Annotated in this window: 7 protein-coding genes; 5 read left to right on the forward strand and 2 right to left on the reverse strand. The window is 69.4% G+C overall.

Annotation, left to right across the window (positions count from 1 at the left end; genetic code table 11):
• The first annotated feature begins 242 nt into the window (after positions 1–242).
• The 3 genes from CJ177_RS18800 to CJ177_RS18810 all read left to right on the forward strand — a co-directional run bounded on the left by CJ177_RS18800 (position 243) and on the right by CJ177_RS18810 (position 12,456).
• Complete coding sequence (locus CJ177_RS18800) at positions 243–10,826, forward strand: type I polyketide synthase (protein WP_095868346.1); 10,584 nt, start codon at positions 243–245, stop codon at positions 10,824–10,826.
• Positions 10,827–10,920: 94 nt separating this feature from the next.
• On the forward strand, positions 10,921–11,331 hold the full coding sequence (locus CJ177_RS18805; protein WP_005248623.1) for a DUF732 domain-containing protein: 411 nt from the start codon (positions 10,921–10,923) through the stop codon (positions 11,329–11,331).
• Positions 11,332–11,490: 159 nt separating this feature from the next.
• Positions 11,491–12,456, forward strand: coding sequence for a pirin family protein (locus CJ177_RS18810; RefSeq protein ID WP_061040834.1), 966 nt, complete (start codon positions 11,491–11,493; stop codon positions 12,454–12,456).
• Between the two features lie 86 nt (positions 12,457–12,542).
• On the opposite strand, the gene CJ177_RS18815 is transcribed toward CJ177_RS18810, so the two are convergent.
• Both CJ177_RS18815 and CJ177_RS18820 read right to left on the reverse strand, forming a co-directional pair.
• Positions 12,543–12,893 carry a hypothetical protein gene (locus tag CJ177_RS18815; RefSeq protein WP_095868347.1) on the reverse strand — a complete coding sequence of 117 codons (351 nt, stop codon included), beginning with the start codon at positions 12,891–12,893 and terminating at the stop codon, positions 12,543–12,545.
• A gap of 1 nt (position 12,894) precedes the next feature.
• Complete coding sequence (locus tag CJ177_RS18820) at positions 12,895–13,923, reverse strand: hypothetical protein (RefSeq protein ID WP_095868348.1); 1,029 nt, start codon at positions 13,921–13,923, stop codon at positions 12,895–12,897.
• Between the two features lie 203 nt (positions 13,924–14,126).
• On the opposite strand from CJ177_RS18820, the gene leuA reads away from it, so the two are divergent.
• Positions 14,127–15,935, forward strand: a complete 1,809-nt coding sequence (gene leuA, locus CJ177_RS18825) for a 2-isopropylmalate synthase (protein WP_005248627.1) — start codon at positions 14,127–14,129, stop codon at positions 15,933–15,935.
• Positions 15,936–16,094: 159 nt separating this feature from the next.
• A complete protein-coding gene (gene ctaD, locus CJ177_RS18830; protein ID WP_005248628.1) occupies positions 16,095–17,834 on the forward strand; it encodes a cytochrome c oxidase subunit I in 1,740 nt (579 codons plus the stop codon).
• Positions 17,835–18,004: the final 170 nt, after the last annotated feature.

Below are 18,004 nucleotides of genomic sequence, written 5' to 3' on the forward strand. Positions count from 1 at the left end.
CTCACCTCCTCGATACGGATCCTGCTCGGAGTCGCCACACTACCTCCATCAGCGGTCGCCGGACATCCGAATATCCGGAAGTGGTGTGGACCGGAGCAGGGGCGGGTATCCCATGTGACCTGCCCGAATTGACCAGGCAGATCGATCGAAGGTGATGCTCGGACCGCTGCCTCCGCATGGTGGTGGCGGATACAATCGAGGTTTCCGCGCTACCAATGGCGGATCTCGGATAGGACCGCGATATGGCCGATCAGGCGAAGCTCCTCGACTATCTGAAGCGAGTCACCGCGGAGCTCTACCAAGCGCGGGAAAAGCTGCGTGAGGTCGAGGGTGTCAGCCGCGAACCGATCGCCGTCATCGGCATGGGTTGCCGGTTCCCCGGCGGGGTGCGATCGCCGCAGGACTTGTGGCGGCTGGTGGAGTCCGGCACCGACACCGTCGCCGGTTTCCCCGAGGACCGGGGCTGGGGCCTGGCGGACCTCTACGATCCGACGGCCGAGCAGGCCGGCAAGACATACACGGTGCAGGGCAGCTTCCTCGACGACCCGGCGGGGTTCGACCCCGAGGTCTTCGGCATCTCGCCGCGCGAGGCGCTGGCGATGGACCCACAGCAGCGACTTCTCCTCGAGACGAGCTGGGAGACGTTCGAACACGCCGGCATCGATCCGCGGTCGGTCCACGGCCGCCAGGTCGGCGTCTTCACGGGGCTGTCCGGCATCGACTACGCGGCGCGGGCGGGCGGCATGCCGCCCGAAGACCTCGAGGGGTACTTCATCACCGGCAACGCCATGAGCGTCGCGTCCGGCCGCGTGGCCTACAGCTTCGGCCTGAACGGACCCGCGATCACGGTGGACACCGCGTGCTCGTCGTCGCTGGTGTCCATCCACCTCGCCATGCAGGCGCTGCGCAGCGGCGAGTGCGAACTGGCGCTGGCGGGCGGGGCGACCGTCATGGCGACCCCGGCGGTGTTCGTGGAGTTCAGCCGCCAGCGCGGACTGGCCCGGGACGGCCGGTGCAAGGCATTCTCCGCCGCTGCGGACGGCACGGCGTGGGGTGAAGGTGCGGGGATGGTCGCGTTGGAACGGCTGTCCGACGCAGAGCGCAAGGGTCGCCGGATACTGGCCGTCATCCGCGGCAGCGCGGTGAATCAGGACGGCGCCAGCAACGGCCTGACCGCCCCGAACAGGCAGGCTCAGGAGCGGGTGATCGCGCAGGCGCTGGCCAATGCGGGACTCGGCCCGGGCGATGTCGACGTGGTCGAGGCGCACGGGACCGGCACGAAACTGGGCGATCCGATCGAGGCGTCCGCCCTGCTGGCCGGCTACGGCCGCGACCGCCCCGCCGACCGGCCGCTGTGGCTCGGCTCGGTGAAGTCGAACCTCGGGCACACCCAGGCGGCAGCCGGCGTCGCCGGGGTGATCAAGATGATCATGGCGATGCGGCACGGTGTCCTGCCGAAGACACTGCACGTCGACCGGCCGACCCCGCACGTCGACTGGTCCGCCGGGTCGGTGTCGTTGCTCACCGAGAACCGGGAGTGGCCGGGGTCCGATCGGCCCCGGCGAGCGGCGGTCTCGTCGTTCGGCATCAGCGGCACCAACGCACACGTCGTCCTGGAGGAGTCCCCACCGGTCGAGCCGACTGCTTCCGAATCAGCCTCTCCCCCGGACGAAGTCGTGGCCTGGTTCCTTTCGGGCCACACCGAGCTCGCACTGCGCGCCCAGGCCGAGCGGCTACGCGACTACGTCACCGAGCACCCCGAGCTGACGCCCGCCGCGGTGGCAGGCGCACTGCTGGGTTCCCGTGCCGCGTTCGATCACCGCGCCGCCGTGATCGGCGCACGGCCCCAGACTCTGCTGAGCGGCCTCGACGCACTCGGCCGAGGTGCGCCCAGCGCCGACGTCGTCACCGGTGTGGCGTTGGAAGCCGGCGACCGGCCGGTGTTCGTCTTCCCCGGCCAGGGCTCGCAGTGGGTGGGCATGGCCACCGAGCTACTGGACACGTCGCCGGTGTTCGCCGACACCGTGCGGGAGTGCGCCGACGCGCTGGCCCCGTACACGAACTTCTCGCTGCTGGACGTGCTGCGCGACCGCGACCCCGCGGCGCTGGACCGGGTCGACGTGGTGCAACCGGCGCTGTTCGCGATGATGGTCGGTCTCGCGGAACTGTGGCGCTCCCACGGCGTCGAACCGGCGGCCGTCGTCGGACATTCACAGGGCGAGATCGCGGCCGCGTATGTCGCGGGTGCGCTGACCCTTTCGGACGCGGCACTCGTCGTGGCCGCGCGCAGCAGGGTGATCGGCGCGTCGGCCCGGCGGGGCGGCGGAATGGCCTCGGTGGCTCTGCCGGCGGACATCGTCCGGGAGAAGATTCAGCCCTGGGCCGGCGCCGTCGAGGTCGCGGCGATCAACGGGCCGTCCGCGACGGTGATCTCCGGACCCGTCGACGCCCTCGACCTCCTGGTCGGGCAGTTGCAGGGCGAGCGTGTCCAGGCCAGGCGGATCGCGGTGGAATACGCGTCGCATTGCGCGGACGTCTCCGTCCTGCGTGAACCCATTCTCGACGTCCTCGCCTCCATCACTCCCCGCCGGTCGCGAATTCCGTTCTACTCGTCGGTGACCGGTGGTGTGCTGGACGGCACCGCACTGGACGCGGACTACTGGTACCGCAATCTGCGACGGACGGTCCGGTTCGAGCAAGCGACGAGATCGCTGGCCGCGGACGGGTATCGACTGTTCGTCGAGTCGTGCAGCCACCCCGTCCTCACCGTGCCGTTGCAGGAAACCCTCGACGCGGCGGGCGTCGCCGGCCGCGCCATCGGCACCGTCCGGCGCGACCGCGCGGGCCTACGCCAGTTCACCGCCGCACTCGCCGAGGCACAGGTGTACGGGCTGCACGTCGAGTGGGATCGGGTGAGCTGGGCTCGACACGACGATCGGCAGCAGTGGGTGGACCTCCCCACGTACGCCTTCCAGCACCGCCGCTATTGGCTGGAAAGTCCGCTTCCACAGGGTGATTTCGCGTCGACGGGCATGGAAACGGGTGGACACCCGATGCTCGCCGCGTCGGTCGAGCTCGGTGACGGCCGGGGCGCGGTGTTCACGGGTCTGCTGTCGCCACAACGTCTTCCATGGCTGAGTGACCACGGCGTCAGCGGCACCGTCATTCTGCCGGGCACGGCTTTCGTGGAGCTCGCCCTGCACGCGGGGAACCGCGTGGGGTGCGGCCGGCTCGAGGAACTCGCCATCGAGGCACCCCTGGTGATTCCCGCCGAGGGTGAGGTGACATTGCAGGTGAGCGTGCTCGCCGACCCTGAAGCGGGCCGATCGACGGTGTCGGTGCACTCCCGGCCTGCCGATGCCGCGCAGGACACCTCGTGGACCCGGCACGCCACCGGCACGCTCACGGCGGCCGTGGACACCGCCGACTCCCCCGAACGGCAATGGCCGCCCGCCGATGCCACGCCGATCGACGTTCGAGGTCTGTACGGCGTGCTCGACGAGGCCGGCTACGAGTACGGCCCGGCCTTCCGTGGCCTCCGCGCGGCGTGGCGGCGCGGCGACGACCTGTACGGCGAGGTGCGACTGAGCGGAGAGGACCCGGCTGCGGCGGTCGCGGGATACGGGATCCACCCGGCGGTGCTCGACGCGGCTCTGCACGTGATTGCGCTCGGAGCCACCGACGCCGGTGTCCGGCTGCCGTTCGCCTGGGACAAGGTGCAACTGCACGCCGTGGGCGCCACCGCCTTGCGCGTGCACGTCACCCCGACCGGACCCGAGCGCTACCGGATCTCCGCGTACGACGCGGCGGGCAGACCGGTGCTGACCGCCGAATCGCTGGCGCTGCGGCCGCTCGGGGACGCGGGCGTACCTGCCGCCGGGGTTCGAGACAGCCTCTACCGCGTGGAGTGGATGCCGGTGGGTGCGTCCAGCACCGCACCGGCAGACCTGATGCCGCTCGAGGAGGCGCTTGCCGGCGGCGATCCGGAAGGTCGCGTGCTGTGGCTCGACCGCGAACCGGGCGACGAACCGGACACGCCGGCTCGGGCGCACGCCGCCGCGGAGGCGACGTTGCGGGCGGTCCAGTCCTGGCTCCGCGAGGATCGCCTGGCCGAGACCCGCCTGCTGGTCACGACGAGGCTCGCGGTGGCGGTCCGCGACGACGATCCCGTCGACGACGTGTCTGCCGCCCCCGCATGGGGACTGATCGGCGCGGTGCAGAACGAGCACCCGGACCGCATCACCCTGGTGGACCTGGACGCACACGCCGGTGACCCTTCGTTGATCTCCATGTCCCTGGCCTGCAACGAGCCTCAGCTGGCCATTCGGGACGGCGTACTGCTGGCTCCCATGCTCGCCGCGGTGACACCCGTTGCGACGGCACCCGAACCGGTACCCGCGATCTTCGGCCCGGACGGCACGGTCCTGATCACCGGCGGCACGGGAACCATCGGCAGACTGATCGCCCGCCACCTCGTCGCGCGGCACGGGGTGCGCCGGCTGCTGCTGACCGGACGGCACGCGCTCGATCCCGAGGGTGCGGCCGAACTGCGTGCCGAGTTCGCCGAGTCGGGGGCGGAGGTCAACGCTGTCGCCTGCGACGTGGCCGACCGCGCCGCGGTGGCCGCACTCCTTGCCGGCATTCCCGACCTGTCCGGCGTGATCCACGCCGCCGGGGTGCTCGAGGACGCCACCGCCGCCACCCTGACCGAAGAGCAGTTACACGCCGTCCTTCGTCCCAAGGTGGACGGTGCCTGGCATCTGCACGAACTCACCCGGGACCGCGACTTGTCGGCGTTCGTGCTGTTCTCCTCGGCGGCGGGTGTGCTCGGCGGCGCAGGCCAGGCGAACTATGCGGCGGCGAATGTCTTCCTCGACGCACTCGCGCAGCACCGCCGCTCCCGCGGGCTGCCCGCGACGTCCATGGCCTGGGGACTGTGGGACCGGCCCAGCGGCATGACGTCCCATCTGAATGCGGCCGACCTCGACCGGTTACAGCGCAGTGGCATCGACACCATCAGCCCGGAGTCGGGTCTGGCCCTGTTCGACGCTGCCCTTGCCGTGAACCGTCCGTTGATCGTGCCGATACGGCTCTCGACGAGGGCCTCCCGATCCGACGGTGAGTCGCTGCCGCCGATCCTGCGCCGGGTGCTCGGCGTCCGCCGTCGCCGCGCCGCTGCCGCCGATTCCCCGACCGGACTGGCCGAGGAGTTGAGGGCGCTGGACCCCGGTGAGCGGCACAGCCGTGTGCTCGACATCGTCACCACCCACGTGGCGGCCGTGCTGGGTCACGAAGGCAAGGAGGCGATCGACCCGGAACGTGCTTTCAAACAACTCGGTTTCGACTCGCTGACCGCTGTGCAACTGCGCAATCAGCTGGCGACCGCCACCGGTGTGCGACTGGCCGCGACTGTGGTGTTCGACCATCCCACTGCGGACGCGCTGACCCAGGAGCTGGTGGCGCGCCTGCTCGGCGACGATGCGGCTCCCCAGCCGGCCGGGCCGACACGTGCCCGCAGGGACGACGACCCGATCGTGATCGTGGGAATGGCCTGCCGATACCCGGGCAAGGTGTACAGCCCGGAGGACCTGTGGCGACTCGTCCGCGACGGCCGCAACGCCGTGGGCGCGTACCCCCACAACCGGGGCTGGAATCTCGACGAGGTGTACGACCCCGACCCGAACCGGGCCGGCACCACGTACATGAAGGAGGGCGGGTTCCTCTACGACGCAGACGAATTCGACGCCGCGTTCTTCGGGATCAGCCCGCGCGAGGCGATCGCGATGGACCCGCAGCACCGGCTACTTCTCGAGAGCGCCTGGGAAGCCTTGGAGCAGGCCGGAATCCGGCCGACCGCGCCCGGCCTCACCGACACCGGCGTGTACGTCGGGCTGATGGGCGGCGACTACGGCTTCCACCTGATGACTCAGCGCAACGTCGACGCCGAGGGCTATCTGATGACCGGGACGAGCAACAGCGTGGCGTCCGGCCGGATCTCCTACTCCCTCGGCTTCACCGGTCCCGCGGTCACCGTGGACACAGCCTGCTCGTCGTCGCTGGTGGCCATGCATCTTGCAGCGCGGGCGCTCCGCGACGGGGAATGCGCGCTGGCGCTGGCCGGCGGGGCGACGGTGATGGCCACACCCGGTGTGCTGATCGAGTTCAGCCGCCAGCGCGGGCTCGCCTCGGACGGCCGCTGTAAACCGTTCTCCGACCGGGCCGACGGCACCGGGCTCAGCGAGGGCGCGGGAATGGTGGTGCTGGAGCGGCTCAGCGACGCCCGGCGCAACGGCCACCGGGTGCTGGCGATCATCCGCGGATCGGCGGTCAATCAGGACGGGGCGTCCAACGGATTGACCGCCCCGAACGGGCCGTCCCAGGAACGGGTCATCCGCCAAGCACTGGCCGACGCCGCGCTCGGCCCCGCCGACATCGACGCCGTGGAGGCACACGGCACCGGCACGACGCTCGGCGACCCGATCGAGGCGCAGGCCCTGCTGGCCGCGTACGGGCAGGGCCGGGAGGGCCGGCCGCTCTGGCTCGGTTCCGTCAAGTCGAACATCGGCCACTCCCAGGCGGCGGCGGGCGTCGCCGGGGTGATCAAGATGGTGATGGCGATGCGGCACGGGGTGCTGCCCCCGAGCCTGCACGGCGACGTCCCCACCCGGCACGTCGACTGGACCGCGGGCGAGGTCTCGCTGCTCGCCGAATCGGTTGCGTGGCCGGAGACCGGACGACCCCGGCGGGCGGCCGTCTCGTCGTTCGGTATCAGCGGCACCAACTCGCACATGATCCTCGAACAGCCGCCCGAGGACGCGGTGCCGGAGGTCTCTCCGTCGGCGTCGCCGCTGGTCTGGGTGATCTCCGGAAAGACCGGGGATGCGCTGCGGGCGCAGGCCACCCGGTTGGCGGAGTTTCTCGACACGGACGAGTCCGAACTCCCGGATCCGGCCGACCTCGCCTACTCACTGGCCACCACCCGATCCGGATTCACCCACCGCGCCGCGGTGATCGGAGAAACGCTGGCCGACCTGCGCGACGGCCTCGCCCGCATCGTCACGGGGCGACCCGGCGGCAATGTCATCACCGGCACGAGCGCCCGCGGCAAGACGGCCTTCATGTTCACCGGCCAGGGTGCGCAGCGCATCGGGATGGGCCGCGGCCTCTACGAGGCGTACCCGGTATTCGCGAGGGCACTGGACGAGGTCTGCTCCGCACTCGACGAGCACGTGGAAACCCCGGTACGGCACGTCATCTGGGACGAGTCCGACGGCGGTGGCGCGAAGCTCGACAGCACCGAATACACCCAACCGGCACTGTTCGCCATCGAGGTCGCGCTCTATCGGCTGCTGCGGGACTGGGGCATCACCCCCGACTACCTGATCGGCCATTCGATCGGCGAGATCACCGCGGCACACGTCGCGGGGGTGTTCAGCCTGCCCGATGCCGCCGCTCTGGTGGGTGACCGTGGGCGGTTGATGCAGTCGACCAAACCGGGTCTGATGATCGCCGTACGGGCACGCGAGGAGGACATCCTCCCGCGGATCGACGGGCGCGTCGATCTCGCGGCCGTCAACGGCGCCGAATCAGTCGTCCTCGCCGGCGCCGAACGCGACGTTCAGGCCGTCGCCTCCGAACTGTCCGCCGCCGGTCTGAAGGCCACGAGCCTGCGGGTCGAGCGGGCCTTCCATTCGACCCTGATGGACCCCATCCTCGACCAGTTCGCCGCCGTGGTGTCGAGGCTGACGACGCAGCCGCCGAAGATTCCGGTCGTCTCCAACGTCACCGGGCGCGTCGCCACCGCCGAGGAACTCATGGCCCCGGACTACTGGACCCGGCACATCCGGCACGCGGTGCGTTTCCACGACGGCGTCTGCGCCCTCGACGAACTCGGCGTCACCCGCCTCGTCGAAGTCGGTCCCGGTGCGGCCCTGGCGGCGCTCGCCGCCGAGGTCGTCCCGAACACGATCGCCACGCTGCCCGGACGCGGAGACGAAGCACACGGGATCATCGAGGCGGTCGCCGCCGCCTACGTGCAGGGCGCCGCCATCGACTGGGATCGGGTACTGCCCGGTCGCCGCCGGGTGGTCCTGCCCACCTACGCATTCCAGCGCCGCTCCTACTGGCCGACGGCGTCCACCCGACATACCGGCGACCCGACCGAGCTGGGTCTGACCCCGGCCGATCATCCGCTGCTCGGTGCCGCGGTGACCCTCGACGACGACGCGACCCTGTTCACCGGACAGCTGTCCCTGCACCGGGATCCTTGGCTCGTGCCACCGACGATCGACGACGGCGACCAGCCGTCGACCGTCGAAGCGAAGACGCTGTTGCCTGCGGTGCCCGTCGAACTCGCCCTGCACGCGGCCCACCACGTCGGCCTCGACCACATCGACGAACTCACCCTGCAGCACCCGCTCGTCCTCCCGCCGTCGGGACTGGCCTCGATTCGCGTGCTGGTGTCGCCGCCCGGCACCGACGGCGCTCGCACCGTCACGATCTCGTCGAAGTCGGGTGACACCGACGGCCCGGACAGCTGGGTTCGGAACGCATCGGCGACGATCGACGACGTCGTCGGCCCTGCCGCCGGTGTGCCGCAGCAGGACCCGGGCGACACCGAGACCGAGGTGCGCCTCGACGACGGCACCGACACGAGTGGTTTCGGCATCCATCCGGAACTACTGCAGGTGGCGATCGAACCCCTCCTCGGGTGGGACGGCTGGCCGCTGACCTGGTCGGGGATCCGTCTGCACACCGTCGGCGCAGAGGCGATGACCGCCCGGTTCACTGCCGGCGAGGACGGACGGTACCGCGTTGCCGCCGTCGATCCCGCGGGCGAGCCGGTGCTGACCGTCGACGCGCTGCGGGTGACGCAGAGGACGGGCGACGGGCGGGACGCAGGCCGGTCGGCGGCTCTGCGACTGCACCGGGCCGCCTGGATCCCGGTGGAGGTGGCCACGTCCGAACGGCCCCTCGGTCCGGCGGTCGTCCTCGGCGCCGAGGGGTTCGGCGACCCTGGTGTCGGTTCGACGTTCCCGCGCTATCCCGACCTGGAGGCGCTGCGAACCGCGATGGAGTCCCGGCCGGACGACGACGACCTGCGTCCGTGGACGGTGCTGGTCGGGTGTGCAACCGACGGCGACCACGGTCCAGACGCGACCCACGACCTGTGCGCTCGGGTATTGCGACTGCTCCAGGACTGGCTCGACGACGAGGCTGTCGCCGACAACCCGCTCGTGATCGTGACACGCAACGCCATGGTGACCGACGACGGGCAGGACCACGACGCTCGTCCCGACCTCGCGGCCGCGGCGGTGTGGGGTCTCGTCGGCTCCGCACAGAACGAGAACCCGGACCGGTTCGTGCTGATCGACCTCGACGACGCCTCGGACGCCGAGGCCGCGATCACGTCGGCACTGGCGAGCGGGGAACCGCAATTGGCGGCCCGGAACGGCACCTTGCGCGCACCTCGGTTGCGGCGCATGCCCGCCGTCGACGAACCGACACCGTTCGATCCCGACGGCACCGTTCTGGTCACCGGCGGCACCGGCACGGTGGGATCTCTCGTAGCCCGGCACCTCGTGACCGAGCACGGGGCACAGCACGTGCTGCTGACCAGCCGGCACGGACCCGACGCCGAGGGCAGCGACCGACTGCGCAGCGAACTGCGCGGTCTGGGTGCCGAGGTGAGCATCGTTGCCTGCGATACCGCGGACGAGTCGGGGGTCGCCGCGCTGCTGGCCGGGATACCGCCCGAACACCCGCTCACCGCGGTGATCCACGCGGCCGGCGTGATCGACGACGGCACCCTCGCGTCGCTCACCCCCGAGCGGCTCGACGCGGTCCTGCGACCGAAGGTCGACGCGGCCTGGAACCTGCACCGGCTGACCGCGGACAGCGACGTTCGGGCGTTCGTCATGTTCTCCTCGCTCGCCGGCATCCTCGGGGCCCCCGGGCAGGCGAACTACGCGGCCGCGAACATGTTCCTCGACGCCCTCGCCCATCACCGCCACGCCCTCGGGCTGCCCGGGCTCTCGATCGCGTGGGGCATGTGGGCGACACCCAGCGCCATGACCGACAACCTCGGCGCGATCGACCTCGCCCGAGCCCGCCTCAGCGGAATGATTCCGATGCCCGCGGCCGACGGCCTGGCCCTCTTCGACAGCGCGCTGGCCGCCGGTGCACCCACGGTCGCGGCCGCACGGTTCGACCACTCCGGCTCGGCCGCACCGTACGTTCCCGCCCCGCTGCGTGGCCTGATCCGGGAATCGCGCCCGCACGCCGCGGGGTCGGACGCGGTCGTGACCGGAGCGAGCGGGTCCGGGCCGTCGGATTGGGCGCAGCGCCTCGCCGACCGGTCGATCCCCGAACAGCGGCACCTGATGCTCGATCTGGTGCGGGGCGGAGCAGCCACGGTGCTCGGCTACGACGCATCGGATTCGGTGGACCCCGATCAGGCGTTCAAGGAACTCGGCTTCGATTCACTGGCGGCCGTTGCGCTCCGCAATCATCTCGGTGCCGCCACGGGGCTGCGGTTGCCGCCGACCATGGTGTTCGACCACCCGAGTCCGCGTGCCGTCGCCGAGTTCCTGCGCTCGGAACTCGTCCCGGATCCGATGTCCGTTGCTCTCGCCGACGTCGACCGGCTGCGCGCGACCATCGCCGAACTCGGCGAGGACAGCGAGGCACGGTCGGCCATCGCGCAGCGCCTCGGAAGCCTGTTGGCCGAGGTCGGCACGTCCGACGATGCGCATGCGGCCGCGGTCGACAAGATTCACGCCGCGACGAGTGAGGAGATCCTCGACCTCATCGATCGCGGTCTCTGACCCGAAACAGTGCGGGTGATCGCCGCCGGGAACACCGGCCCCGCAGGCGATACGATCGTCGCCGTCACAGGCCTCGAAAGGAATCACACGCCCCATGCGCCGCACCCTTGCTCTGACCGCCCTCACCGTCTGCTCCGCGGCAATCCTCACCGCCTGCGGTGGCGACAGCGACACCGCCGCCTCCGAGACGACGTCCGCCTCGGCTTCCGTGGCGGCGAGGACGACCGCCGCCACCGCCCCCGGCAGCCGCGTGTTCTCGGTCGCCGACGACCCGCAGACGGCCGCCGACTACCTGGCCTACCTGCGCGCGAACAACCAGACCGTCACCGACGACGACCTGGCGGTCCATCAGGCCGGCGAGATCTGCACCGCCCTCGACGCAGGCAAGCCCCTCGATCAGGTGCGTGAGGAGTGGACGCCGATGCTCACCAACGACGGCGTCTACCCGTACATCATCGGCGCGATCACGCGGTACTGCCCCGATCACGAGAACGTCCTCAATTAGTAGTAGGCGCTTCGCGCCCGTGAGTGGTTAACGAGTCTCTGCACTCGCCAACCGCGCACGGGCGGCGGAGCCGCCCCCGTGGGAATACCTGGACGCAGCGGGTGTTACACACCATGAAGTAGTTGAACAATCAATTACCTGAGTACGAGGAGACACCCCATGCCTGCCGTGACGGTCGACAACATCCTTGCCCTGCCGCGTATCGACGCACCCGCTCCCGGCGTCGTCGACCGCCCGGTCCGTTCGCTCACCACCGCACCCGTCGGCTACGAGGGCGAAGGCTTCCCGGTTCGCCGCGCGTTCGCCGGCATCGACCTGACAGCGCTCGACCCGTTCATCCACATGGACCAGATGGGCGAGGTCGACTACGCACCCGGGGAACCCAAGGGCACCCCGTGGCATCCGCACCGCGGCTTCGAGACCGTCACCTACATGATCGACGGCATCATGGAGCACCAGGATTCCAACGGCGGCGGCGGCACCATCGGTGGCGGCGACACCCAGTGGATGACCGCGGGCGGCGGCATCCTGCACATCGAGACCCCGCCCGAGCACCTGGTGATGAGCGGTGGCCTGTTCCACGGCGTCCAGTTGTGGGTGAACCTGCCGCGCGACAACAAGATGGCCGCGCCCCGCTACCAGGACATCACCGGCCAGAAGGTGGCCCTGCTGTCCTCGTCCGACGGCGGCGCTCTCGTTCGGGTGATCGCCGGTGACGTGGACGGACACCACGGCCCCGGGTCCACGTACACGCCGATCAGCCTCGTCCACGCGACGATCGCACCGGGTGCCGGCCTGACGCTGCCGTGGAACCCCGAGTTCAACGCGCTCGCCTACGTCCTCGCGGGCGAGGGGCTCGTCGGTTCGGAACGTCGTCCGATCCGCATGGGCCAGACGGCCGTCTACGGACGCGGTGACACCCTCACGATCGCCGCGGCCGACACGCAGGATTCGCGGACCAAGTCCTTCGAGGTGTTCCTCCTCGGCGGCAAGCCGATCCGCGAGCCCGTCGCAATGGCCGGACCGTTCGTCATGAACACCAAGGCCGAGGTGCTGCAGGCGTTCGAGGACTTCCAGGCCGGCCGCCTGGGTTCCGTTCCCGCGGCGCACGAAACGCTCGACTGACCCCATGTGAGTGGCAAAGCGTGGCGGGGCACACATTGCCACTCACGTGCGGAAGACAGTGCGCAACAGACGATCCGGCGCCCCACTCAGGGGCGCCGGATCTTCGCGTCGATGCGGTGGATCCGCAGGTCGTCCTGCGGGATCCGGAACGTCTCGAGCACCCGGACCGTCACGAGGGTGCGGCCGAACAGTCCGGCGTCGAGGAGGTAGTCGACGGTGACGTCGTCGCCGTCGACCGTCCACACGCAGTCGCGGATCGCCCGGATCACCCGGTACTGGGGGCCGCCGGACAGGCTTCGGCGCAGGTGATTTCCGGAGAACGCCGTCTTCAGCCCCACCTCGTACCGCACGGCCCGCGGCTCGATGGGCACCGTGTTGCCGTCGTGGCTGAGCAACGCGTCCAGGTAGGCCCGGGCGACATCGACCTGTGTGTTCATGTCAGTAGTCGAACATTTCGGCCGCGGCGAGCACCAGCGTTTCCGCGTCGTCGCAGCTAGGCGCGGACGCCGCCACGGACGCGGTCAGCCGATTGCTGCGTTTGTCCCGTTCGCTCACCGGACTCGACGGCAGGTTCGTGTCGAACACCGCACCCGGATAGAAGTAGTAGTGACATTCGAGTGCGTCCCGGAAGTACGTGAACGTCTTGCCGCCGAGTTCGACCGCTTCGGGGCCGCCGACCTGCGACGGTTCGGGCGACAGCGCCAGTTGCACGGACGCCGCGTCGCCGCCACGGAGCGTCAGGAGACATTCGTAGGGACGGCTACCCGGAGAGAACGTCTCGACGCCCCGTCCGGACATCTTCTCGACCACCCTGCACGGATCCTGCTGCGCGAGAGGGATTTCCGAACGCACCGGCACCGGGGTGCGCAGCCTGCCGGCGATCGATCCGAGCACCGTGCGGGCCTCCGCGCAGTCGTCGCCGGCGGCGGAGTCACCCGTTCCGCCCGCCCCGTCGAGATACGACACGTGCCCCCACCGCCCCGGGGCGGTGGCGTCGTCCGGCACTCCCGGAACCGGGGGCAGCGAGAAGTAGAGGGTGCACGTGCCCGGGAGTGCGCCGACCGCGGGACGCACCTCGATTCCCGACGTCGCCTCGCCCGCACCGGTTTCTTCCGTGGGTTCGCGTTCGCCCACCGCCACCTCGATCCAGACGGGGTTGGCGGGCGTGCCGCGGGGTGGCACCAACTCGGCGTGGCACGTCGACAGATCGCCGACGGGACCGAACGCGGTGACCTGCCCGAGCGAGGCGACCAGATTTTCGTCGAGCAGGGAGCACGGGGCGATGTCGCGGGCCGCGGCGGCGACGGCCAACTCGACGCGGCTGTGATCGCTGACGGGCAGTCCGTAAATCGGCTCGCCGACCCCCGCCACGCTCGGCGCCCCCTCGACCACCCCGGCGCACGACGCGAGCAGTGCCGCAAAAAGTGCGGCCACCAGCGGTGTTACCACCGTCGCGCTGCGGCCCACCGCTGTCTCCTCACTCGGACTTCGAACCCCGGCACGCGAACGATGGTGCCCGGAGTACAGTGCTGAGTATGCAGCGCGCACTCCTCCTTGGTTGCCGCGACGGGGTCTGATCCAGACTGGCTTCCCGTCGCGGGGTTTCTCGTGCGCCGGTCGACACAGCCGTTGGACTCGGAAAGTCCACATCGAACCTGGAGATCAATCCCATGTCCCCCGCTGACGCCTTTACCTCCGGAACGCGCACCATCACGCCGCCTTCCAAGCCTGCTCCCTCCGATCAGCCGGAGTGGAACACGCAGAAGAATTCGTCGATGCCGACGTTCCGTTACCGCTCCTTCTCCGAAGAAGTGGAGCCGGTGTCGCTGCCGGACCGCTCCTGGCCCGACAAGATCATCGACCGTGCGCCGCAGTGGTGCGCGGTCGACCTCCGTGACGGCAACCAGGCGCTGATCGACCCGATGAGCCCCGCCCGCAAGCGCCGCATGTTCGAACTGCTGGTGCGGATGGGCTACAAGGAGATCGAGGTCGGCTTCCCGTCGGCGAGCCAGACGGACTTCGACTTCGTCCGCGAGATCATCGAAGACGGAGCGATTCCGGACGACGTCACCATCCAGGTGCTCACGCAGTCCCGGCCGGAACTGATCAAGCGCACGTTCGAGGCCTGTGAGGGCGCGAACAAGGTGATCGTCCACTTCTACAACTCGACGTCCATCCTGCAGCGGCGGGTGGTGTTCAAGGCCGAGCGCGAGGTGATCAAGAAGATCGCGACCGACGCGGCGACCCTGGCCCTCGACGAGGCGAAGAAGTACCCCGACACGCAGTGGCGCTGGGAGTACTCCCCCGAGTCGTACACCGGCACGGAACTCGAGTACGCCAAGGAGGTGTGCGACGCCGTCACCGAGGTGCTGCAGCCGACGCCGGAGAACCCGGTGATCCTGAACCTGCCCGCCACCGTCGAGATGGCGACGCCCAACGTGTACGCCGACTCCATCGAGTGGATGCACCGCAACCTGGCCCGCCGCGACTCGGTCATCCTGTCGCTGCACCCCCACAACGACCGCGGCACCGGCGTAGCCGCCGCGGAGCTGGGCTACCAGGCCGGCGCCGACCGCATCGAGGGCTGCCTGTTCGGCAACGGTGAGCGCACCGGCAACGTCTGCCTGGTCACGCTCGGACTCAACATGTTCACCCGGGGCGTCGACCCGCAGATCGACTTCTCGAACATCGACGAGATCCGCCGCACCGTCGAGTACTGCAACCAGCTGCCCGTCCACGAGCGTCACCCGTACGGCGGCGACCTCGTGTACACCGCGTTCTCCGGCAGCCATCAGGACGCGATCAACAAGGGCCTCGACGCCATGAAGTTCGACGCCGACTCGCAGGACGCGGACGTCGACGACATCCTGTGGGCGGTTCCCTACCTGCCGATCGACCCCAAGGACGTGGGCCGCACCTACGAGGCCGTGATCCGCGTCAACTCGCAGTCCGGCAAGGGCGGCGTCGCGTACATCATGAAGGCCGATCACGGGCTGGTGCTGCCGCGTCGCCTGCAGATCGAGTTCTCGCAGGCCGTCCAGCGGATCACCGACGGCGAGGGCGGCGAGGTGTCGCCCAAGGAGATGTGGGACGTCTTCCACGAGGAGTACCTGGCTCCGATCACGCCGCTCGAGCGGATGAAGCAGAAGGTCACGGCGTCCGAGGAGGACGGCGGCACCGACTCCATCACCGCGACCGTGAAGGTCGACGGCAAGGAGCACGAGATCTCGGGTTCGGGCAACGGCCCGCTCGCCGCGTTCGTCGACGCGCTCGCCACCATCGACTTCGACGTGCGTGTGCTCGACTACTCCGAGCACGCCATGTCGGCCGGTGACGACGCCCAGGCGGCCGCGTACGTCGAGTGCGCCGTGACCGCGCCCGACGGACGGAACACCGTGGTCTGGGGTGTCGGCATCGCGACGTCGATCACCACCGCGTCGCTCCGCGCCGTCGTTTCGGCGGTCAACCGGGCGCACTGACCGCTTCCCGACCCTCGCTGCCGCAGGCGCGCACCACGCGCACCTGCGGCAGCGTCGTTTCCGGCCACGGAAAAGCGGCTCCCTCCGGGCGTCGGGTGACTACCCTGGTAACGGAGTCCACACCGGACCCGAACCGCCTCGGACCCTTCGGGGGGCGTCGTGAATCTGGCATTTCAACAGCATCTTCCGGTCCGCCCGTATCCGGCCCGGCGCCGCCCCAAGGGCAGCTTCTTCTACAAGATGATCACGACGACGGATCCCAAGGATCTGGGGATTCTGTACCTGATCACGTCGTTCGTCTTCTTCATGGCCGGCGGTCTGATGGCCCTGCTGATCCGCGGCGAGCTCGCCGTCCCGGGTCTGCAGTTCCTGTCGAACGAGCAGTACAACCAGCTGTTCACGATGCACGGCACGATCATGCTGCTGCTGTACGCGACGCCGATCGTGTTCGGGTTCGCCAACTACATCCTGCCGCTGCAGATCGGCGCCCCCGACGTCGCGTTTCCCCGTCTCAACGCGTTCAGTTACTGGGCGTTCCTGTTCGGCGGCACCATCGCGATCGCGGGTTTCATCACCCCGGGTGGCGCCGCGGACTTCGGCTGGACGGCATACTCGCCGCTCACGAGCGCGCTGCATGCGCCGGGCGTCGGTGCCGATCTGTGGATCATGGGGCTGGCGCTGTCCGGTCTCGGCACCATCCTCGGCGGGGTCAACATGATCACGACCGTCATCTGCCTGCGAGCCCCGGGCATGATCATGTTCCGGATGCCGATCTTCACGTGGAACATCTTCATCACCAGCATCCTGATCCTGGTGGCGTTCCCGATCCTCACCGCAGCGCTGATGGGGCTGTTCGTCGACCGCCACCTGGGCGGCAATCTGTACGACCCGGCCACCGGCGGCGTGCTGCTGTGGCAGCACCTGTTCTGGTTCTTCGGCCATCCGGAGGTGTACATCGTCGCGCTGCCGTTCTTCGGCATCGTGTCGGAGATCTTCCCGGTCTTCAGTCGCAAACCGCTCTTCGGATACAGCGGGCTCGTCTACGCGACGATCGCCATCGCCGCCCTCTCGATCGCCGTGTGGGCGCACCACATGTACGCGACGGGCGCGGTGCTGCTGCCGTTCTTCTCGTTCATGACGTTCCTGATCGCGGTGCCCACCGGGGTGAAGATCTTCAACTGGATCGGCACGATGTGGAAGGGGCAGCTGACGTTCGAGACCCCCATGCTGTTCTCGCTCGGCTTCCTCATCACGTTCATCTTCGGCGGCCTCACCGGTGTCATCCTCGCGAGTCCCCCGCTGGACTTCCACGTCACCGACAGCTACTTCGTGATCGCCCACTTCCACTACGTGCTGTTCGGGACGATCGTCTTCGCCACGTACGCAGGCATCTACTTCTGGTTCCCGAAGATGACCGGCCGCATGCTCGACGAGCGTCTCGGCAAATGGCACTTCTGGACCACGTTCACCGGTTTCCACGGCACGTTCCTCGTCCAGCACTGGCTCGGCGCCGAGGGGATGCCGCGCCGCTACGCCGACTACCTGCCCTCGGACGGCTTCACCGTCCTCAACTCGGTCTCCACGGTGTTCGCGTTCGTCCTGGGCGCGTCGACCGTGCCGTTCGTCTGGAACGTCTTCAAGAGCTACCGCTACGGCGAGGTGGTCACGGTGGACGATCCGTGGGGGTTCGGCAACTCCCTCGAGTGGGCGACGACGTGCCCGCCGCCGCGGCACAACTTCACCGAGCTGCCGCGCATCCGCTCCGAGCGGCCCGCGTTCGAACTGCACTATCCGCACATGGTCGACCGGATGCACCGCGAGGCACACGTCGGAGTGCGGGGCGCGGTGGCGCACGCGACCGAGCCCGCGGGCGCCGACCCGAAGGTGAACCGCCAGTAACTTCTGCGTGAAAGTTCCCTTCCCCGAGAGCTTCTCGAGGAACCGGACGAAAACGACTCTGTGACAACGGGTTGCAGATACCTCTCCGGAGGACGCCCAGTTCGGCGGAATTCCGGCCTCATTACTCCGCCGTAGGGTCGACACGCAAGTCATTGAACGCTTGACAAGCA

The organism is Rhodococcus sp. ACPA1 (assembly GCF_002300195.1).
Taxonomy (GTDB): Bacteria; Actinomycetota; Actinomycetes; order Mycobacteriales; family Mycobacteriaceae; genus Rhodococcus_F; species Rhodococcus_F opacus.

What these genes read in the sequence shown, in the direction of transcription:
- CJ177_RS18800 (WP_095868346.1), top strand. Translation starts at nt 243, where the DNA reads ATGGCCGATCAGGCGAAGCTCCTCGACTATCTGAAGCGAGTCACCGCG.
- CJ177_RS18805 (WP_005248623.1), top strand. Translation starts at nt 10,921, where the DNA reads ATGCGCCGCACCCTTGCTCTGACCGCCCTCACCGTCTGCTCCGCGGCA.
- CJ177_RS18810 (WP_061040834.1), top strand. Translation starts at nt 11,491, where the DNA reads ATGCCTGCCGTGACGGTCGACAACATCCTTGCCCTGCCGCGTATCGAC.
- CJ177_RS18815 (WP_095868347.1), bottom strand. Translation starts at nt 12,893, where the DNA reads ATGAACACACAGGTCGATGTCGCCCGGGCCTACCTGGACGCGTTGCTC.
- leuA (WP_005248627.1), top strand. Translation starts at nt 14,127, where the DNA reads ATGTCCCCCGCTGACGCCTTTACCTCCGGAACGCGCACCATCACGCCG.